This is a genomic window from Vibrio intestinalis, from assembly GCF_025195085.2.
Classification (GTDB): domain Bacteria; phylum Pseudomonadota; class Gammaproteobacteria; order Enterobacterales; family Vibrionaceae; genus Vibrio; species Vibrio intestinalis.
This window is the reverse complement of record NZ_JANAVY020000001.1, coordinates 781,024-802,090: the sequence shown is the minus strand read 5'-3', so window position 1 is coordinate 802,090 and position 21,067 is coordinate 781,024. Positions and strand designations below refer to the sequence as shown.

The following is a 21,067-nucleotide window of genomic DNA, read 5'->3' as shown; positions in this document are numbered from 1 at the left end:
GGCTATTAATTATTTTTACTAACTATCGATGAATGGATAAACAGGGTCACCCCACAGCTCTTGGCTATTATCCATCATAATCATGATGATTGTAGGAATAATTTGTTCAAGTAGAGATGTGCAGTCTTTTAATTGTTGGCGGTTTGCAGAGCTGCCATAGGTTGCACCACCATGAATTATCTGGTTCCGCAGAGTGTAAAGTCGTGAAAACACGATTGATAGAACTAAAGCGGTATCATTCTTTCCAAGTGCTACGTTAGCTGTGACTTTAGCTTTGCTACGTACTTCTTTCCATTGATCTTCTGTAATTCTACCTGACTGGTAACTCCAATAGCTTTCGAGAATAAACTCATTCCCGAGGACTACTCGGATTGCACCTGAAAAGTTTTCCCATACGATTTTGTCTAATAGCTTCTCTGAATCAAGTTCAACAAGTTTTGCCAAGAATTCTTGGTAAAGCCCACGCTCTCCATAGTTGTTTTTTTGCTCGAAGTCTTGTGCATACGCTGAGTTAAAAGCGATCCATAAAAATGTAAACTTAGAATCGTCATCAGAACATTCTTCTGCTTTTTTTAGCCAGCTCAACGCTCGGTGAGTTCTTAAAGCCAATGCTGATGGGTAATTATCACGCTCGTCACGATGGCGTTGCTTTAATGCTGAAAATGTATTCATTGTATGATCCGATACTAATTTTTTGTCTTATTATGCAGAGCATCATACCACGATATCATGTTCACGATTAAGCACAGATGCCGACATGTGACACATGGTGTCGTACAGGCTGTTATAGTGATGTTAAAGCACAAACATAATAGGAAATGAGCATGATGATGAAAGTAAAAACATTGCTAGGGGCTGTGATTATTGCCTCATCGGTAAATGTGTATGCTGATGATATTTTGGACATCGATTGGACTGAAGTGACGAGGGCAGTGCTTATCAAAAGTTATTAGATGGAGTCCCTGTGTATGCTACTCAGCATAAAGAGTTAGATCAGCCATTGACTGTCGTAGATATTATGAAAATGTGAATTTAGTCTTATCGCACCGACCTAATGTTGATAGCGATATTTTTACTATGAGGCAACACTCATCTGAAGGGGAATTTCGTCAATCTCAGGTCACATATCTCGTTAAGCCGAATTCAGCAGGTAATCAGGAAATTGTGTTTGATGCATCCGTTTCGCTGTTTTCCAATGGTAGAAGAGCGGAAACTAAAAGCTTTAAGATCGATATTTCTACTTCAATAGAGGGTGCGATGCAAATGGCAGTAGAAGTGGACTCGGGAGCGTAGAAGTGCTTTAGTCAAGATATTGCTAATGAGCTTTCACTGAATTGTGTTGATACAGAAGGGCAGTATGTTGGTTATTTAGAATGGGGCAATATTCAATCACTGATGAATCGTTTCCATGCACAACAATGTGAGGCAAGGACTTTGACGGATTGGTATTTTGAGTTCGCTAATTTGAAAGTTCTTTAGTCATTACCAGGTAAAGAGTAGTAAGGACATCAAAGCTGGCAGCAGCTTTGATGTTTTCTACCACAGCAACTTAGTTGTACTAGTTTAGACCTGATCTGACAGTTACCCACTTTTCGACTCGGTGCCTGTCAGATTATATCTGGGCTAGATTCTTTTCAGTCCAGATTGACTTCCCATCCTCTAATGTTTCTATTGGCGTTCGACCACAGCACATTTTTCCTTGATGAGTACGATGATTGTTGTAGTAGTCCATCCATTCGTCCAGATCTTTCTGTAACTCTTCCATTGAACCATACAGTTTCTTTCTGAATGTCACTTGGTAGAACTCATTTAATATGGTCTTGTGGAAGCGTTCGCAGATACCATTTGTCTGTGGCGACATCGCTTTAGTTTTCGTGTGGTCGATATCATTGATGGCAAGATAGAGTTGGTAATCGTGCTGTTCAACACGACCACAGTATTCAGTACCTCGGTCAGTCAAGATTTGCAGCATTGGCAGCTAATGCGCTTCGAAGAACGGTAGAACCTTATCGTTCAACATGTCCGCTGCGGTGATTGGTGTTTTTGTCGTGTAGAGCTTAGCGAAGGCGACTTTGCTGTAGGTATCAACGAACGTCTGCTGATAGATGCGTCCAACACCTTTAAGGTTGCCAACATAAAACGTGTCTTGAGAGCCGAGATAGCCTGGGTGCGCGGTTTCTATCTCACCACAAGCCTCGTCATCATGTTTCTTGCGCTCAAGGGCTGCAACTTGCTCGTCCGTTAGAATGATACCGTTTTCAGCGACCTGTCTTTCTAAGGCAATAAGGCGCTTTTTGAAGTTTTCTAAGTCATTACGAAGCCAGATTGAACGCACGCCACTTGGAGAGATAAATATACTGAGTTTACGTAGCTCGTTGCTTGTTCTAACTTGCCCGTGAGCTGGGAAGTCGATGGCGTACTTGAGAACGGCTTGTTCTGTTTCACTATCGACACGATTCTTCAGGTTTGGTGTTCTTCGACTTTGATTAATCAGAGCATCAATACCGCCAATTTCGACTAGCTCTTGATAGCGGTAGAAAGTGTCTCTAGAGACACCCATAACCTTACAGGCTTTTGATACGTTGCCGAGTTCTTCTGCAAGATTGAGAAGGCCAGCTTTGTGTTTGATGATTGGATTGCTAGTATGAAGCATGAGAGTTACCTCTTATTGTCTTTGATTACAGATTCAGCACCTTTAATCAAAGTGGGTAACTCTCTTCTTTTCAAATTGAAGTGTCAGACCTAGTCGGAACTAATACAACTCATAGTTAAACCGCTTGCTCAGCAATGACATCGGTGAGGTGCAATTGGGTGATTTGTGACTCTCGAAGTCTGACTTTTAAGCGCTCACATATACTGAGCAAGTCACTAACTTTTTCTGTGATACGGACTTGTTCATTTAGAGGAGGAAGGGGTAAGTGCATTTCACCAACATCACTCAACCTAAAGCTATTTTTAATACCTCGTTGTGGAGCATCAAACTGATATTTAGCTAGTGGAGATCTCATAAAATCAGGGAAGTATTTTCCTTGGCATTCTGGCATAAATCGTAATAAGCACGTATGTTGGTTTATGTATGCTTCACCAAACTCTTCAGGAATTAATCCCAAGTTACCGACATCACCTGTTATGGAAATTAATAGATCTCGCGCCTCCAATTTAGTTCGAGAGCCTTCGCTCCCTTTAGGTGGGCGTACAAACCTTAAATTGTCTAAACGCAGCTCGTAGCTGCCTCGGGATAAATTGCCCATGGTGACAAATAGAGCACCAGAGTCAGAGTAATATTTAGCCCAATCTCGAGAACCCGATGTAGTAAATAGAGCTACATCTTGAATTCGACACCACTCCCAACCATTCGGCAGCTCAAACGGTTTTTCATCTTCACTAATCGGTGGCAACACTTTTTGTTTTTTGATTTTCTTCTCTTTGACTAACTGTGCTTTTTCTTCCGCAATTCTTTTCAGTAACTTAGCAGCAGGTTCATCGCTTGGATCTTGCGGAACCAACTTCCCCATCACTGCCAGTTGTAGGATGGTTTGCTTGAGCTGGTCGATGCTTTCTTCAGTAGTGAATAAAGTATCGAAATGCTCACTGATTCGCGCCCAGTTTTTCATTAACTCGTCAGCATCGGCAGAGTTGGTGAGTGTGTCCAACAGTGTTGTTACCAGCACTTGATGCGCTTCGATACTGGTTTCGGTTTGTTGCTCTAGCTGGTCGCAGAGCGCCATTAGCTCATCGACTTTGGCTACGATACGGTGTTGTTCGCTCGTCGGAGGAATGGCAATGATCGTTTCTCTAACCTTATCAGCATTCAAGTTCATTACAACGGCTCCTGCTGCGCTATCTTTGAATGAACTAACAATGAAAGGAGAAGATAATAAATTGTATAAATAGTCTTTGTTCAATGATACTGGTGGGCTAATGCGGAGCCATCCATCGTGGATACAGCCTTCGATTTGGGTGATATAAGGGCGTCCAAAACTCATGGAGTTAGTAAGTAAGAAATCACCAGGGAAAACCTTTCTTGTCTTAGATAACCCTTCAGGGCGTATCTTTTCTGCTGCATGAGTAATATATTTTCCACCAATTTGGGTATCACCAATTTTTATCCAATTCAACCCATTAGGCGAGTCTGTCAGAAACGATTTAATAGGTCGTGGTGAACCACCTCTTTCTATTTGACAAACACTTCCAAGAAATGACCAGCTCCAACCGATTGGCAAGAGAAAAGGTTTTTCAACATCGCTAATATCAGGAAGGTTCTTTTCCTTTCGAATTTTTTTTTCTTTAACTAATTGTTCTTTTTCTTCTGCAATGCTCTCAAGCAACACTGAAGCAGGCTCATCATTAGGATCTTGAGGAACAAGCTGGCCTCGAACCGCTAACTCCAGAATTAGCTCACGCAGCTTTTTAACGCCATACAGTTCTAGCTTCTTACTGCTGCCTCTACCAGAGGTCGATCTGGTCTTAACTGCTGAAGTCCAAATATCAATATGCTCGGTGATCAGGTTTTCTACAGCCATTATTGTTCTCCACCTTGCTTTTTACCTTGAATGGTAGAGCTAAGAGCATCACCGAGAATGTCTTTCAGTTGGTCACGCAGTGCTTTAATGTCTTGCTGTTGCTGCTGATAGTTTGCCAGCAACTCTTCAGGGTCATGGCTGACGACTTCGTCTTGATACGGGTTTTTAATATCAAGGTTAAAATTGCGCTCGATAATATCCTCAATCGACACTTTCCAAGCTTGCTTGGTCTCGATGCGGCTAGCGAATCCATCTGCCTCGTTACCCCACCAATCGATCTCTTGCTGGAACTCTTCAAACTTCATCGGTTTGGTTTTGCTGTAGTTCTTCACGCCTTCTGGGTAAGGGTGCTCATAGAACCACACTTCTTTGGTCGGTTGGCCTTTGGTAAAGAACAGAATGTTGGTCTTAATACCTGTGTATGGATTGAACACGCCATTAGGTAAGCGAACAATCGTGTGCAGGTTACACTCTTCTGTCAGCATCTTTTTAATTTTGGTTTTTACACCTTCACCAAACAAGGTGCCATCAGGCAACACCACACCAGCGCGACCATCTTTATCCAATACTTCCACAATAAGCTGCAAGAACAGATCGGCGGTTTCACGAGTTTGCATTTCGGCAGGGAAGTTCTTTTCAATCCCGTCTTCTTCTGTGCCGCCAAACGGTGGGTTAGTCGCAATCACATTGATATTGCTGTCCCAGTTTGAAAGCGGCTTGTTAAGCGTGTTGCCATGCTTGATTTGCACAGGGACTTCGATGCCGTGGAGCATCATATTGGTGATGCACAGCAAATGTGGAAGTTGTTTCTTCTCTACACCATGGATTTGTTTTTGCAGCGTTTGGTGGTCGGCCGTGCTTGTCACGTAGTTCTCTTTGACGTGATCGAACGCGCAAGCCAAGAAACCGCCCGTACCGCAGGCGGGATCCATAATTTGTTCGCCTAGCTTTGGATCCAGTCTGTTGACGATAAAACGAGTCACCGCGCGAGGGGTGTAGAACTCACCCGCATTACCTGCGCTTTGTAGGTCACGGAGGATTTGCTCGTAGATGTCACCGAACAGGTGGCGTTCTTTAGAGTCAGTAAAGTCGATCTCGTTGAGCTTGTTAATCACTTGGCGCAGCAGTGTGCCATTTTTCATGTAGTTGAAGGCATCACTAAAGGCTTCTTTCACCACGAAACCGCGTGGGTTGGTGTCTTTGGGCGCAGTAAGGTTTTTTAACGTCGGGAATAGGTCATCATTGATGAATTCCAGCAGCTCATCACCTGTAATGCCTTGGTTATCTGCCGCCCAGTTACGCCATAGGTACTTGGCTGGGATGGGTTCGCGGTAATCATCTAACTCGAACTCTAGCTCTTCCTCTTGAGCATCAAACACTTTAAGGAATAAAAGCCACGACATTTGACCTAGACGCTGCGCGTCACCATCAACACCTGCATCTTTACGCATGATGTCTTGAATTGACTTGATAACTGAACTGATTGACATGGAGTTCTACTACTAACTGACTGAAAAAATTGGGGCTGATTATAGCAGAAATGGATCGAAGAAAATGAACTTATCGCTATGAAACTATGTTTGTAATTGTGGTTTAATAATGAATCAGTGATATAAATGAAATAATAAAAAATATAACCAGGTTGTCTAGAAAATGAAGGTTGAGTGTCCCCATTGTCACACTGACAATGTTATTGAATATGCAGAGAATATCTCGTGTGAGAAGTGTGAAAAAAGCTTCAAAGGCTTTAAATTTAGTAAACGGAAACTGGTGTCTGCCAGTACGGCATTGGTCGTGGGCGTGGTTGGTGGTTATAAGGTGAATGGTGCTTTTGATGAAGAGCGTTACCCATTAGAAGTAGAGTATGCCATCGTCGATACCTGCATAAACTCGTCAAAAAACATGGTGTCGGTGAGTTGGTATGAGAGTAAGCGAGAAACGTGTTTATGCGCTCTTTCACAAACGGAAAAGTCTGTGCCGTATTCCGATTACAAATCTGATCAAAACTTGTTTTTGAGTAACTTCAAGCTGAATGCAAGAAGTTGTTCATAATAGAAAAATGAGGCAGCTAGACTGCCTCATTTATATCTAATGTGCTTAGCGTTTAGGTGTGTTGCCACGCCCTTTGCCTGAAGGCTTGCCAGTTGTGCTAGGGTAGTTTGGATTACCTTTCGGCGCAGTCTTTGGTGCAGAACTTGGTTTTGCCATGATGGTTACTCCTATTTACCTTGTTTTTGGTTGTTGGCAGCAGCGCGTTGAGCGCGAGCCGCGAATGAATCTTTAGAGACTTGTCCGCCATTTTGTTTTGCTTGATTCGCTTGAATACGAGCAGCGGCTTCAGGGGTCATTGGTGCTTTGTTTTTAGACATAATATTTTCCTTTTCGTTTATGAATGATTGTCTCCGCTGAGACCATTGCATAGTAACTAGTAGGGTAGGGACAAATGGGGACAGCCCAAAAACAAAATCAAATTCGAACCATGTTGGATGCCTTAGGCTGGAGCCATAAGCAACTGGCCGATGTTCTTTACGAAGAACTTCAGTGTTCTGAATATGAAGACATAGAAGATGCTTCCCCTCAGGAAATTCGGAAGTTTAGAGAGGCTCTCAAGAAGCATTTGCAAAGAGAATCAACACCAGAGAGTCGGCTAGAACAGTATGTGAAAATCATTTCGGAACATCCAGATTTTGTTGCATTGGGGTTGGATGTCGTGGTTCCAAAATACGTTAACCATAGATGCTTGAATGAGGATTCGCTTGTAGGGTTAGCAGAGATATCCAGTTGGCTGGATGAAGATAAGAGCCGTTAAAGACGGATGCGTTTGACGTAGAATTATTCTTTCTGACTTTACTAATAAATTATCGTTATTAAGAGGAGCGCAGGATGTACAAGGGGCATTGGTATGATGTTGTAGGGAAAGAGAGGACAGATCTTCGAGCAATGAGTCTCGACTTCGACTCATTAAAGTCGGCTGTCGATGAAGCAATGAGCGTTTTGCCTGATACACGATTGATCGTAATTAATGAGAATTTAGACTGGGGTCTTATCTCTATCGAGGAAACCAAGCGGATGCTAATTTGTAAGGACTAGAAAGTTACCTTGCTATGCAGCTAAAACGAACTTTGTTGCTTTCCTCACTGTTTGATTTATAAGCAGCCCGTATCATAAAGCGTCTATGATACTTAAAGAGGTGCTTTGCATGACTTGCAGTTGTTGTAACAAACGTTTGAACGTAGGAATGATACACAAGAGAGATCCCCACACGGGCCAAAAATTTAAGTCCTGCCCCCATTGCTCTGATGCAAATGGAGGAGAGCATGTTTTTCATCCCTACCCATCGTCCTTTGGCAAAACTCCTGCTAGAGTGACGGCTAGGAACCCCGAAGGCTACCAGAGCTACTGTATCGATTGTCGCCGCCTAAATAAAGGTGAGCTATCTCATACATATATGAATGGAAAAACGTGCAGTAGTCTTGTTTAGGAATCGAATGAATTTATCCCAAGATGATGCAGTAAACTGGCTATCAATGCTCGATTCTGCGAGCGTTGATTTGCTAATAACAGATCCTCCTTATGAATCTCTAGAGAAACACCGAAAGATCGGTACGACAACAAGACTTAAAGTCAGTAAGTCCTCAAGCAATCAATGGTTTGAGATATTCCCAAATGCAAGATTTGAAGAGCTACTGCGTGAAGTTTATCGTGTGCTCAAGAAGAATGCACATTTCTATCTTTTCTGCGATCAAGAAACGATGTTCGTCATTAAACCGATTGCGGAAAAAGTCGGTTTTAAATTCTGGAAACCAATTATTTGGGATAAGGTTAGTATTGGTATGGGTTACCATTACCGTGCTCGACACGAATACATACTGTTTTTTGAAAAGGGCAAGAGGAAGCTTAATGATTTGAGTATACCTGACATATTGACTCATAAACGGGTCTATAGAGGGTATCCAACTGAAAAGCCAGTAAGTCTTTTAGAAGTTCTGGTCGCTCAAAGTAGCAGAGAAGGCGAGCTAGTTGTTGATCCGTTTTTTGGCTCTGGCTCGACCTTGGTTGCAGCTAAGAACTTGAATCGTCAGTGCAAAGGAAACGATATTTCCTCGTCTGCCCATGAGCATATTCGTCAGCGTTCGGATTTGGAACCTAAAAGGCGAATACAGTTAACGGCTACCTGAAGGTAGCCGAGTAGCAATGTGGGGTTGTGGGGATTAGGCTGATTGATAAATTTCAGCTTCCAATTCAGAAATTGCTTCTAAATACTGCTCTTTTCCGCCAAAGCACTTTTTGACGATTTCAGCAGGGCGTCCCATCTCGTCAAAAGGCTTAACTTTGAGTACATGAATATTCTCAATCTCTTGAACGCCTTCGTCTGCGTACTTGTCTAGTAGGTTGCTCAACACCTGCTGAGCCGTTTCACCATACTTAGTGAAGTAGTTGCGCTTTTTGACATTCTCAGCACGTTCTTTCCTGGTGAGTGCAGGTTGGTCATACACGACATGACAAATCATGTCGAATGGGTCGAGGTCTTTGCCGACTTCTAGCTCTAACGCTTCCCAGATGATGCCTTCCTCTGCCAGTTCATCAATGATTGCTTGCTTTTTATCGGCATCTTGCCAGCGCTTAACAAAGTCATCCATTGAGATGAACTGTTTTGCCATCGTCTTACGGGTATAGTCTTTGAACGATTCGGTTACGAGTTTACCGTCGGCATCGTAGTATTGAACACGTTCGGCAATGGCTTTCACCGTTACACCGTTGACATGGAACTTTCTAACTCGGTTTTCATCCTGCCAATCATCATCGGAATTGCTAGCACCTGAAGGAGATGAACTAGAGTCGTATGGAGCTTCTGGTTCTTGGATGCTTTCAGGGTCGATATCTTCCCCTTCAAATGGATCATCTTGTTCAAGTTCATCCTCACCATCGATGATCTCATCGAGTCCTTCATCGGTTTCAAAGTCTTCTGGTTTTGTCTCTTTAACTCGCTCAGGGACACCATCAAAGCGCTCATCAGCGAACAGTTCTGTCGCTTTTTTAAAGTCGAGAATGGTAAACCATAGCTTTCCGTAACGATCATCAATACGAGTACCACGACCGATGATCTGCTTAAACTTGGTCATCGACTGAATGCCCTGGTCAAGAACAACCAGTTTGCAAGTTTTTGCATCGACACCTGTTGTCATGAGTTCTGAGGTGGTCGCGATAACAGGGTAAGCCTTTTTGGGGTTGATGAAGTTATCAAGCTGAGCTTTGCCGATTTCATCATCACCTGTAATTTTCATTACGTATTTTTCATTCTTAGCAACTTGCTCAGGGTTGCAGTTAATTAGCGCTCGACGCATACGCTCTGCATGGTCAATATCATTACAGAACACAATGGTCTTAGCCATAGGGTCGGTACGCTTGAGGTAGCTGGTTATGGTCTTTGCAACAAGCTCTGTTCGCTCATCGATGACCATGGTTCTGTCGAAGTCTTTCTGGTTGTAGATCCTGTCTTCGATAACTTCACCATGTTTATCGACTTGCCCTTTGGTTGGTCGCCAACCTTGTAAATCTACATCGATATCCACGCGCACAACTTTGTAAGGGGCTAAGAAACCGTCTTCAATGCCTTGCTTTAGAGAGTAGGTATAAATGGCGTCGCCAAAGTACTCGGTGTTAGACACGATATCGGTTTCTTTCGGTGTCGCGGTTAGTCCTATTTGAGTCGCTGAACCGAAATACTCAAGAATCTCGCGCCATGCGCTGTCCTCAGCGGCACTACCACGATGGCACTCGTCAACGACAATAAGGTCAAAGAAATCTGGATCGACTTGTTTGTATGCTTTTTGGTGCTCTTCTGGGCCAGTCAGAGCTTGATACAGCGCTAGGTGGATTTCGTAAGCGGGATCGACGCTTCTCCCTGTGACTTTGGTCATAGCGGTGCCAAACGGTTGGAAGTCGTTGGTCTTGGTTTGATCGACCAGAATGTTTCTGTCCGCCAAAAACAGGATGCGTTTTTTGGCTCGGGACTTCCATAGTCGCCAAATAATCTGGAATGCAGTGTAAGTTTTGCCCGTACCCGTTGCCATAACCAAGAGTACACGGTTTTGTCCTGCTGCGACCGCCTCCACAGTTTTGTTTATCGCCTGTAGCTGATAGTAGCGCGGAGACTTACCGCTACCATCATCATGGTAATCTTGAGTAATAACTGGAAGGTGCTCGGTTTTGTAGCCTTTCCAAACGCAGTACTTGTCCCATAGTTGCTGAGGTGTCGGGAAGTCTTCAAGTCGAATTTCAGTTTCGAGTTGAGCTGGGTTGGTCTTGTCGTGGAAGATAAAACCGTCGCCATTTGAGGCAAAGACAAAAGGGACTTCAAGTAGGCTGGCGTAATCTAGACCTTGTTGCATACCTTTGCCGATTTCATGCTTATTCGCTTTTGCTTCGACAACGGCTAGAGGCATGCTCGGCTTATGGTAAAGGACGATGTCCGCAGACTTAACTTTTTTCCTCGCTGCTGCCTGACCACGAACAATGACTTTACCGTCACGTAGTTTTACCTCTTGACGGATTTGAGACATATCATCCCATCCTGCATCTTTGATAGCGGGAAGAATGAATTTCGTGATGATGTCGGTTTCAGATAGCTTTGATTTATTGATTGTCGATTCCATGCGATTAGCCAGCTCAGTACAAATGCATTTCATGACTATACCAAAGGATGCATAAAAGCAGAAAAGATACTGACTTATCAGTGAAGTGGATGGTGTTTTTCTAAAATAGGCAAAGAAACTACACAGGTAGAAATCTACACTGCGAGAGCAGTGTAGTTTTTCGTGAAAAAGCTTAAGGGCTTAAGCCTCATCTATTCTAACAAGTCTGGACGGTCTACTGGTAAAAGATCAGTTACCTCACAATCGAGAACTCGAGCTAGCTGATAAAGCTTTTCAACTGTGATTCGAACGCCACCTCTTTCTACCTTACCTAAATAACCGCGACTAAAGCCCGCCTTGATACTTGCATCGGAGCTGGATAGTCCGATTTTAGTTCGTTTATCAATGATATTTTGAGCTATTTCTTTCGCTAAATTATTCATATCGTTACATGACGAAGTTTTTTTTCAGTTTACATCAGTCATTGAATTGACTCCATGATAATCACTTGACTTTAATGTTGGTGAGTAATATATTACCCACTGCGGGCTGGGTAATATATTACTCATTTAATAAGGGCAGTATATGAGAGTGGGTACTAAAGAGTTGTACAAGATTGGTTTGGAAACTCTTCAGCATTATGAACAAGAAGAATACTTCAGCCTGTTTAGTTACCGAAAACTACTGAGGCCTTTTCTTGAGGCGCATTACTGTATTGATGAACATATTGAGCGGTTTAATAATCAGTCTTATCGTATTTTGAAAATACTCGAACAAGAAAGAAAGGTTGTGCGATTAAGTCCCCCTCGAATAAATAACGCTCAATTTGTTGCCGTCGGGGGCAAAAAAGTCACACAAGAAAAGCATAGAGTCGGCCAAGGGTATTTAGAGCCAGAGCCTGTTAGCGAAGAGCGACAATACCAAGAGCAGCTAAACACCAAAATCGTTGAAATTAATGTTCAAATAGTCGCACATAAAGAACTGTTGGATCTGTTTCCAGTTCATGGTGAACATTTGAACAACGAAATAGAAAAGCTAGAGAGTGAAGCATTACTTACTGAATATAAAAAAGAAATTTTGGAGAAGATTATTAGTCAAGATAGGCGCTAAGCTTGTAAAAAGGGTGGTTCTTAACTCGCGGTCTGCACTTTAGGAACCAGTTCGTAGTTGGACTCTCTTTGTAGTCATTCCCATGCGTGGGAATGAGTCAGCGGTTCGATAGTGATTTGTGAGGTGCTATGGGATCTTGCTTTAATTTGTGGGGGAATTTTCTCTGCTTTCAATGACTAAGCTTTGTTCGGCTGCAAACGCTTCGAGAATTGAGTCTACGATGTCGACGTAGTAGGTATAGCGACAGAAAAATCTAATATGAGTCTTATTGCTGTTAATGATAGCGCGAACATTATTCATTCCATTGTCTATAGAAAATTGATCTTTGCTAGACTCACTCTGAACAGCGCGTTGCCCATTAAATTTCGTTTTAGACAGGTTGTTTAACACCTCCCTAATGTTCATTTGTTGAGTAATTACCAACGCATTACTACATTGTTGCATCACTGTCTCCTAAAGTTTCGACTATAGGTAATATAGTATATCCATTCCCATGCGCGGGAATGGATCATCGTGATGTAGAGTTACTTACTCCTATTAGTACGGTAGCTCTGTTGTTTGTTCTTCGAGCCATAATTCAATCGTGTCTCGTTTCCAGCCCACAACTCTTGGACTGATTGAACAAGCCGCAGGGAGACGGCCTTCTTTCCGCCATCGCCAAACAGTAACTTTGCTTATATTTAGGTATGTAGCTAACTCATTTATTCTTATAAATTTTTTATTATTCATTTTATTAAGCTCTTATTTTTGTTATTGCTTGATGTAATCATACGAAAGAGTCTGTACTCTTCGTAGAGTAAGTAAAAGACACAATAGGGTTGACATGGTGGATGAGTTAGCTGCGCCTATGTTACGCAAGCAGTTGTTGAAGAATTTAGAATCATTAGAAGAGCAAGCTAAGATTGAAGGGAAACGACTAACTCAAAAAAAGAACGTAAACGGTATCTCGATATTAACTGCATTAGAAGTTGAGCTTGATCAAGGCGTAGCCGCAATTTTGGCTCAAAACATATCATTTTTAACTTCTTTCGTGGGAAAACCACCCGCGACAGTAAAAGAGTTTGTTCGGTTTGCTGGGGGGCTTAGTAATACGATTGAAAAGCTCATGGACTATAGGACTGGTGATAAGCCCTTGTTGCAACATCAGGAGTCAGCAGTAATAGACTATGTTGATGCCATTGAGCAAATGCTTGTCAAAGCAAAGGGGTTTACTCCCCAAAAGCCATCGTCTGACAAATCCAAGAAAGATTATACTGAACAGGCTTTACCGTTCTGTGCATTATGCTTTAAGCGAGTGAATCAGTCACCTTATTACTGTAAGGATCATCACTCTTCTAGGAGTGCTTTAGCATATAAGAAAGCCACAAGAAGATTGATTTCTGCCGTCTATCGCCATAGTGATGATGAAGATGCGCAAAGTAAGCTAGAAGACTATAAACAAGGTAAAGAACGCTTGGATGCAAGAACTCTTTATTCTTGGCTTAACTTATTCTCAGTAGAGCCGCGATTGGTGATGTCTGAGCTACTCAAACTGGATCGAGACAATGCAGGCTGGCAAAGCCATGCGAAAGCTATACTGGCATTTGCACGGGAGCATTACCCCCATGCTTACGAGCAAATTAATGTTATCGACAACATTACTTCTTGCTACGACGATTGGATTGTAAACGTTGCAAGGGTGCTAGGAGGGGACGTTGAGGCAAACTTGTGGAAAATTAAGGATGCTCTGATCTGGTTAAAGAGTGCGAATAACATTCAAAAATCGTTGACACTCCTAAACTGTATACGCAGATATGAAGCGTTTATGATAGTTAATAATTTCCCCGTTTTAAGTGGAGCTAAACAAGGCACCAATCCTAACATAGCGAAGCGTGAACAGTTGAAACAGCTATTAAAAGAAAGAGATGATGACCCATCTCTTACGATGAATGAGATTGCGAGAATATTAGGTGTGTCACGAACTGCTGTATACAAATTGAAGAATAAAATTATTTAGCATTAGAAGGTCAACTATAATAATTTGATTGTCAAATAGGTAAATAACTAAATGTATTAATGCTGGCAAGCAGCATGATTTTTCGTGGAATAGTGTCTCTATTAAATGCCTTGAGTTTTCTTGTTTGAATAATAATTGTTTTTATATTGTCGTTTTTATTTATTGGTTATTAATCCTTGGAACTAAATAAGGCTACATTCCCTCAAAAAAATATGTTATAACTATTATGACTGTTATAACTATTATAACGGTTATAGCTTTAATATAAGGAGCAAGGCCGAAAAATTAAAAATAAATGAGCAAAATTTTCTCTTGTTGATTTTTTTTCGTTGTCACAGAGCGCAATTGCTGTGTCGCAAAAGACAGTTTTAGTGCTTCGTGTGACACTTTTTTATTTGTTTGCACGTAGCGCAAGCTTTCGTGCAGAGAAGTTTGTCTGCTTCGTCTGCAATGTGATTTTCGTGCATCAAAAAATTTCGCTTTGTAATTCAATGATTTTCTGGTTCGCTGTAGCTGTCTTCTGCTTCTGGAAAGCCTTCGTCCTGCCTATCGATTTGTATTGTTGTGGGGGATATAAAGGTTAAACTCAGGACTAAAATTTTCAGAACAGTGTTCAAACATAACTTATTTTTTCATATTTAAAAAAACAAAAAACAAAAAACAAAATTTAATGTAGTTATGAATTTATGAGAACAGTGTTCTTGATAACCGCGATAATTATTTAATCTGACCTTATCTTCACAGAATTTATTGAATGCATATTCCCCATCATTTCAAGTGATACCATATCTATTTAAGAGAGCGGTTAGCTAGGCTACAGAGCTGTGCTCTGTAGATTTTCTATTAAGAGTGAACATTGCTCTACTTCGTTAGTCAGTTAATCCTAGCTTAGATTCAATAGTCTAAAAAACTCTCAACTCATTACTTTATGTATTCTGAACTGACCAATTCTTCACACCATATGAAAATCATTAATGAATAAAAACGCAATACGGCACACATTCACTGCGCCGAACAAAGGCTACTTTGATCTACGCTAACACGAAGAATCTTAAGGCTATTCAATTACTTCTAGGTCATGCTAAGCTGGAAAGCACGATTGAATACCTTGGTGTCGAGATTGAAGATGCGCTAAGGATTTCAGAGAGTTGTGAGACGTGAACAATTTGAACTCTTATAGCAAGTGATGCTGTGGCTAAATTAAAACCATTACAATAGTGGCTTTCCGCAGTCATCTCGATGCTTATATCGTTCAAAATTACAAAAGGAAATACAGTGGACGCAAACGCCCTGACAGTACTAGCCATATTAGTGGCTGGATATACACTGCTCGCTGAAGAGAAGCGAATTGATTTGAAACTGAGGTTCTCATGGGTTGACAAGTCAGTAATTGGTTTTTTGGTCATCACTTTACTCTACAGTATTTACCTTCCTGTGTTGGATGCTATTGGCCTAGCCTTACCGCTAAAATGGCTATGGGGTTTTGATGAGAAGCTCACAGCGTTTACTGCTATCGTCGCGATCTTACTTTACCTAGCTTTGAAGCTTGGAGGGAAGCGTCTTCCTAAAACAAAAATTTTTGATTGGCAGAAAGAATCAAGTCATTTACTGAGAAACCAGAAATTCGAACAGTTGGCGTTCTTGATGGATAAGTACCATCATCAATTTATCACTACTTTTCAAGACCATTGGTTCGACCGAATTCGCACTAAATTACTAGCACCTTATCGACCATCTATTAGAGAGCTTATTGACTTAGAACCGAGCGATGAACCTGATGATAGTTCAATGAGTAGTCGCTTCAAAACAATTCTTGTTAATCTGATGAAGCCTTTTGCGTTAGCAATGTCGTATTGCTTACCCGAACACAGCAAATACAAAGAAGATGTATCCTCAAGTATCTCCGACGTATTTAAGTCCCACCTTTTTGTAGGGCATTTAGCTCAAACACAACCATTGCTTTGCGCGAAGTTTACAACCGTTGGTTTCAGAGCTGATGAAGAGTTTAACACATTATTTTTGAGAGAATTGATTGCCAATAGATCCAGCCAACTTTACCGAGAACTTCGAGATAACCAGAATTGTTCTTACACAGGTGAGTACTACATTGATGATTCAAATCCTCTATTAAGCTTCTACTTCAAAGACATCGAGATTGCTTCTCAAATTGGAATCTGGAAGCCCATCGGAGATTACACGCTAGAATTTATCAAAAAACAAAAAGGCGATGACAGTTATTATAATCAACCCTTCTCACATACCTATTACGAAGAAGAAAAATGGGTATGCCCTATTTTCGTCAGTATTCACTTCTTCAACGTGATGATATCAAGAGCTATCCATACTGGCCATCAAGATCATATGTGGTTGATGTATTTAGAAAAGTATGTAGAACAAATACTAGAAAACTATATGCCTAGCTCTGATGTAGACAAAGACCGTGAGTTCCCAACTCGCTTCGACTATCTCATCTATCAATCGTTAGATGCATTGAGGGACTGGGTTGGCGCAGCCACATACAACACTGATGACAACACCAAGGTTCAACTCGACGTCAACACTGTACCTATACGCTGGGCGGCTTCTACGCTAGGTAGTACATTTTATACTTTAGTTAAGTCGAACAAGCTTACCGATAACCAATATGTGTACTATCTAGAGATGATCGTCAAATTAATCAAAGAGCTGGATGCCTCTAGTAACAAAAGGCTTAGCAAACTTATTGTTAATAATGCGATTAAGCAGTACGAGCACTCATCCCCAGATATAAATGTAATTGATCCTATGGTTAGGTACTACTCACGAGTTGACCATGTTCTCAAGTCAAGAGAATCAACTTTTGAAAAACTGGTTTCAGAAGCCCTCGGTACTCCTTTACGCTAACTATGTTTTTCCAACGGAACCATTTATAGAGGTGTAAGGACAATCACTAGAGAAGACTCAAAGTCGCTTTTGTCCTGAAGCAACCTAGAATTTATTTCTAAATACTCACTGCCAATGCATAGATATCACCAACGCCACATGAGTAAAATTTGAGGAAGTCACGATTAACAGAAAATGTGAGTTTGGCAGTCGAAGCTGATAATGGGGCAAAAGTGATTTAGGCAACTAAGAAGGATCTCTTCTGAGTTGCGAACGATAGTGCGCTCTTGAGTTTTAGCATTACACCAGATATCGCAAACAATGTAGTTGGGCTATTTACGACTAGTCTATTTCACTAAGTCGTTTTACATAAAACTCTTGGAGGATATGTGCTTTGGACAGATTTCTGACTAACTTCTGCTCATATACTGTTTGGAGTATAAAAATCAAATATACTCTGTGGGGTATATTTGCGCCATATACTTTATGGGGTATATAATGCATACTATCTTCATATCTAACTAAGGATATCATAATGCTAGTCAACACACCGACAGCCCTCGGCAATGCGTTACGCGAAGCCCGAAAGGAAAGCGGCCTAAAGCAAACAGATCTTGGTCTGCGACAAGCAACAGTATCTAATTTTGAAAGCAACCCTGAAAAATCCACGATAGAAACATTGTTCAAGCTCCTGTCTATCAATGGACTAGAAATGCATATTGTGCCGAAAGGCAAGCACATTACTGAAACTAAAGGGGCTGTTGACGAATGGTGAATCGACTTCATGCTTACATGAATGGCGTAAAGGTTGGGGTACTTGAAAAGCGCACAAACGGCGCACATGTTTTCACTTACGATTCGGGTTGGGTTTTAGCACCAAATGGTCGTCCTATCTCGCTTTCTATGCCTCTCAGGAAGGATGCGTATACTGGCAGTGAGGTTATTAACTTCTTTGATAACTTACTGCCAGATAATCAGCAGATACGAGATAGAATAGCTGCTCGCTATAAAGCAGATACTAAACAGCCATTCGACCTATTAGCTAAGGTTGGTCGAGATGCTGTAGGTGCTATCACGCTAGTTCCAGAGGGCTTTGATGTAGATGATCATCGAACCATAACCGCAAAGGCGTTATCCGAAAAGGAATTGGTTAGAATCCTAAAGGGATATATGGAGGACGCTCCTTTGGGGATGCTGAAAGAGGAAGATGATTTTAGGATCTCGATAGCGGGAGCGCAGGAAAAGACAGCCTTACTGTTCTACGATGGAAGATGGATGCTACCACAGGGAATGACTCCAACTACGCATATTATCAAGCTGCCAATAGGTGAAATTGTTTCTCAGAACAATGTTATTGATTTGTCTGCTAGTGTAGATAATGAGTTGATTTGTATGAGGCTAGCAAAGGCGTTCGGCATTCAAACGGCAAACTGTGACATTATTCGTGCTGGTGATGTTCGTGCCTTGTCTGTTGAGCGATTTGACCGAAAATTATCTTCTGATAACAGCTATTACTTGCGCTTGCCCCATGAGGATTTTTGCCAGGCAAAAGGGATTCCCTCAGCTAGAAAATATGAAATTGACGGTGGTATCGGCATAGAAGAATCTATTGATATTTTGCGATACTCATACGAAATCAACGATACCGTTACTTTTGCGCGTTCTCAGATATTGTTTTGGCTACTAGCTGCCATTGACGGGCATGGAAAGAATTTCTCTGTAAGTATAGCCGCATCTGGTCGATATCAGCTTGCACCACTGTATGACATTATTTCGGCACATCCACTGACAGGTGGGCGTGGTTTGAGTGAGCGTAAGATCAAGATGGCAATGAGCTTACGTGGCACTAGTGGTCGAAAATGGAAGTGGCACCAACTTCAACCGCGCCATTTCGAAGATACCTTTCACACTATGAACGTCCCGAACATAAGGCGAGAAAAGGTTCGCTTATTGCTCGATGAGTTTGAATCGACGGCAATGGAGGTGATTGATTCTGTCGGAAACTCGCTACCAACTGATATCAATGAAAGCGTAAGAGATAAGATATTTAACGGTGTCTTAAAGACCGTCAAGAAAATTCAATTGACAAAAAAATAAATCAGTATTTAAAGAAAAGCCTCACAGTCGTGCAAGTTATTGCACGACTGTTTTGATATTTTTGGGGATGGTCAAGCTACCGCTCGCTTTGTTAGTTGTCAGCCACGCCTGTAACTCGAAAGGGCAATGGCTTGGTTGTGATTGAGCTATCGAGTCTTTCTTGGCAGTTATCGTAGATAAAATTAGTTGTATTAGGAGGTAAGGCTCTTTTTCTTCCAAGGAAGCTCTCTCTCAAAAAATACTAGCTTATAATCTTCAAGGCGTGAATTGAGCGCCTTTTCCCATAGTTCAAGTCCCAATCGTTTTTCATCAATGTACTCATACATATCATAGTGCCTACCAGATACATCATTGATAGCATGCCCCTGTATACGATCACGGTACTCTTTGGGAATCTTGATTTCCCCTCCCAATGTTTTTACTGTTCTCCGAAAGTCCCTAGCGACAAAAGGCCTAATTTTTGTAACTTTTTTGTAAGTTAGCAGTGCTTGAGCAATAGTGTTGGTAGGCATATGTTCATTTGAATTTGTTTTCTTAAAGAAAACAAATGGGCTACCAACAGTAGCCGTTTGTTCTCTGATTTCTTCTAGTATTTGGATTGCAGAGTTAGTCAGAGGAAGCATGTGATTTTTCTTTGTTTTTTGGAAAGCTTCGCTGACAAGAACAGTTTTTTGATCAAAATTTATGTGCGACCATTTGATCGTTACCACTTCGTGAGGTCGTTGCCCTCCCAGGTAAAAACAAAGCCTTAGCACTTGTCTGGTTTGGTATGCAAGGTTTAAATCATCAAATCTATGTTCCATGTCATAAAGTAATTGGGTTACTTCATTCCAAGATAGGAAGTGTGAACCAATTTTTTCAGGTTGTTTTGGTATTTTCGATATCGGATTGTGGTCAAGAGCGAATTTGGTTTCTCTTTTTCTGAATTTAGGGTTATTTTCGTACCCTAAAGCGAAGTTGAATGCCGCATGCAGAATGGAGCGAATTTTATTACTCTTGTCCACAAATCCTTCTTCAATTGGGATTGCTAATATGTCCAAAAAATCTTCAGTTTCAAAATCTTTCGCCTTTCGATGTATGTCGAGATGAGGGAACACATTTTTCACTATGAGCTGATATTCGTCTTCGTGACTACGATTTCCATCATCTTGTTTGTTCTGCTTATGGAACTCAATAAGTTGCTCAAAGGTGCCTAATTGATCTTTTTCACGTTCTGCTATTTTCTTCTCTTCAGACTGCCTTTCTAGCTCATTTTTTGGATCTAATCCTTTAGAGAGCATTGTACTGTACTCGTTAGCTAGATCACGTGCTTTAGATAAAGTTAGAGCAGGGAACTTACCTAAAGTGATGAAAACTTCTTTCTTCTCTTTATGGTATTTGAACTTGAAGATTTTAGATCCTGCGGGAGTTACTTGAACAGTTAAGCGCCCAGTTCCTCTTTCGCCTGTACTATCTGGTTTATAGTAAGCAGTTTTTTTTGCAGGAAATGCTTCTATCTCTTTTACAGTTAACATATTAGTTACCTTGAATGAACTGCTATTAGCTAAACTTCGTAGTCGGCTATGTAGTCGGGTTACTGTTTAGTCTAGTGTAGCCAAATGTAACTATAAGTGATACTGTTATCTTATTGACTGTCATTAAATTGTTGATTTTAAATGGCAATGTAACTTTAGGTAATTGTGTGTAATCCTGTGACTACATCACTTCTAAGGATGTGGTCATAGGTTCGAATCCTATAGGGCGTGCCATTTATTTAGAAAGCCCCGATAGCTCATTGAGTTATCGGGGCTTTTGCGTTTTTGCCTACCTAATTAGTACCTGATTCTTTGCTAGGTAGGTGAATG

Annotated in this window: 18 protein-coding genes and 2 pseudogenes; 11 read left to right on the top strand and 9 right to left on the bottom strand. The window is 41.3% G+C overall.

Annotated elements, in window-relative coordinates:
• Positions 1–18: 18 nt before the first annotated feature.
• Positions 19–672 (bottom strand): HEPN domain-containing protein, encoded by a 654-nt coding sequence (locus MU515_RS03500; RefSeq protein WP_151514595.1) that lies wholly within the window; start codon positions 670–672, stop codon positions 19–21.
• A gap of 152 nt (positions 673–824) precedes the next feature.
• On the opposite strand from MU515_RS03500, the gene MU515_RS03495 reads away from it, so the two are divergent.
• Together MU515_RS03495 and MU515_RS03490 are read left to right on the top strand one after the other, a co-directional pair.
• Positions 825–953, top strand: a complete 129-nt coding sequence (locus MU515_RS03495) for a hypothetical protein (protein ID WP_260258967.1) — start codon at positions 825–827, stop codon at positions 951–953.
• Positions 954–1,077: 124 nt separating this feature from the next.
• A complete protein-coding gene (locus MU515_RS03490) occupies positions 1,078–1,293 on the top strand; it encodes a hypothetical protein (protein ID WP_151514596.1) in 216 nt (71 codons plus the stop codon).
• Between the two features lie 319 nt (positions 1,294–1,612).
• Here the strand turns inward: MU515_RS03490 and MU515_RS03485 are convergent.
• The 3 genes and pseudogenes from MU515_RS03485 to MU515_RS03475 all read right to left on the bottom strand — a co-directional run bounded on the left by MU515_RS03485 (position 1,613) and on the right by MU515_RS03475 (position 6,013).
• Positions 1,613–2,653 (bottom strand): annotated as a pseudogene (locus MU515_RS03485) (IS481 family transposase).
• 115 nt (positions 2,654–2,768) lie between these two features.
• Positions 2,769–4,523: a restriction endonuclease subunit S gene (locus tag MU515_RS03480; protein WP_151514597.1), complete on the bottom strand. Its 1,755-nt coding sequence runs from the start codon at positions 4,521–4,523 to the stop codon at positions 2,769–2,771.
• Entirely contained in the window at positions 4,523–6,013 is a 1,491-nt protein-coding gene (locus MU515_RS03475; protein WP_151514598.1) for an N-6 DNA methylase, read from the bottom strand. The genes MU515_RS03480 and MU515_RS03475 overlap by 1 nt, the downstream gene beginning before the upstream one ends.
• Positions 6,014–6,176: 163 nt before the next feature.
• On the opposite strand from MU515_RS03475, the gene MU515_RS03470 reads away from it, so the two are divergent.
• Entirely contained in the window at positions 6,177–6,575 is a 399-nt protein-coding gene (locus MU515_RS03470; RefSeq protein WP_011079925.1) for a hypothetical protein, read from the top strand.
• A 167-nt stretch (positions 6,576–6,742) separates the two neighbouring features.
• On the opposite strand, the gene MU515_RS03465 is transcribed toward MU515_RS03470, so the two are convergent.
• Complete coding sequence (locus MU515_RS03465; protein WP_017790133.1) at positions 6,743–6,892, bottom strand: hypothetical protein; 150 nt, start codon at positions 6,890–6,892, stop codon at positions 6,743–6,745.
• A 74-nt stretch (positions 6,893–6,966) separates the two neighbouring features.
• Here MU515_RS03465 and MU515_RS03460 point away from each other — a divergent pair, with 74 nt between their 5' ends.
• Entirely contained in the window at positions 6,967–7,332 is a 366-nt protein-coding gene (locus MU515_RS03460) for an elongation factor Ts (protein WP_151514599.1), read from the top strand.
• Positions 7,333–8,011: 679 nt separating this feature from the next.
• On the top strand, positions 8,012–8,701 hold the full coding sequence (locus MU515_RS03455) for a DNA-methyltransferase (RefSeq protein ID WP_069533382.1): 690 nt from the start codon (positions 8,012–8,014) through the stop codon (positions 8,699–8,701).
• Between the two features lie 33 nt (positions 8,702–8,734).
• On the opposite strand, the gene hsdR is transcribed toward MU515_RS03455, so the two are convergent.
• Together hsdR and MU515_RS03445 are read right to left on the bottom strand one after the other, a co-directional pair.
• Positions 8,735–11,179, bottom strand: coding sequence for an EcoAI/FtnUII family type I restriction enzme subunit R (gene hsdR / locus MU515_RS03450; RefSeq protein WP_270054913.1), 2,445 nt, complete (start codon positions 11,177–11,179; stop codon positions 8,735–8,737).
• 191 nt (positions 11,180–11,370) lie between these two features.
• On the bottom strand, positions 11,371–11,601 hold the full coding sequence (locus MU515_RS03445) for a helix-turn-helix domain-containing protein (protein ID WP_151514600.1): 231 nt from the start codon (positions 11,599–11,601) through the stop codon (positions 11,371–11,373).
• Between the two features lie 142 nt (positions 11,602–11,743).
• Between MU515_RS03445 and MU515_RS03440 the strand changes: the two genes are divergently transcribed.
• Positions 11,744–12,268, top strand: a complete 525-nt coding sequence (locus MU515_RS03440) for a DNA repair protein (protein WP_151514601.1) — start codon at positions 11,744–11,746, stop codon at positions 12,266–12,268.
• Positions 12,269–12,805: 537 nt separating this feature from the next.
• On the opposite strand, the gene MU515_RS03435 is transcribed toward MU515_RS03440, so the two are convergent.
• Entirely contained in the window at positions 12,806–12,997 is a 192-nt protein-coding gene (locus tag MU515_RS03435) for a helix-turn-helix transcriptional regulator (RefSeq protein ID WP_151514602.1), read from the bottom strand.
• 97 nt (positions 12,998–13,094) lie between these two features.
• On the opposite strand from MU515_RS03435, the gene MU515_RS03430 reads away from it, so the two are divergent.
• From MU515_RS03430 to MU515_RS03410, 5 genes and pseudogenes are all read left to right on the top strand, one after another.
• Positions 13,095–14,264, top strand: a complete 1,170-nt coding sequence (locus tag MU515_RS03430; protein WP_151515128.1) for a helix-turn-helix domain-containing protein — start codon at positions 13,095–13,097, stop codon at positions 14,262–14,264.
• Between the two features lie 981 nt (positions 14,265–15,245).
• Positions 15,246–15,425: pseudogene (locus MU515_RS03425) on the top strand (tyrosine-type recombinase/integrase); the annotation flags it as partial.
• 114 nt (positions 15,426–15,539) lie between these two features.
• Positions 15,540–17,147, top strand: a complete 1,608-nt coding sequence (locus MU515_RS03420; protein ID WP_151514603.1) for a hypothetical protein — start codon at positions 15,540–15,542, stop codon at positions 17,145–17,147.
• A 514-nt stretch (positions 17,148–17,661) separates the two neighbouring features.
• Complete coding sequence (locus tag MU515_RS03415; protein ID WP_065771554.1) at positions 17,662–17,901, top strand: helix-turn-helix domain-containing protein; 240 nt, start codon at positions 17,662–17,664, stop codon at positions 17,899–17,901.
• Positions 17,895–19,223 (top strand): type II toxin-antitoxin system HipA family toxin, encoded by a 1,329-nt coding sequence (locus MU515_RS03410; protein WP_151514604.1) that lies wholly within the window; start codon positions 17,895–17,897, stop codon positions 19,221–19,223. The genes MU515_RS03415 and MU515_RS03410 overlap by 7 nt, the downstream gene beginning before the upstream one ends.
• A 191-nt stretch (positions 19,224–19,414) precedes the next feature.
• Here the strand turns inward: MU515_RS03410 and MU515_RS03405 are convergent, their stop codons facing one another.
• Positions 19,415–20,737, bottom strand: a complete 1,323-nt coding sequence (locus MU515_RS03405; RefSeq protein WP_151514605.1) for a tyrosine-type recombinase/integrase — start codon at positions 20,735–20,737, stop codon at positions 19,415–19,417.
• Between the last annotated feature and the right edge of the window lie 330 nt (positions 20,738–21,067).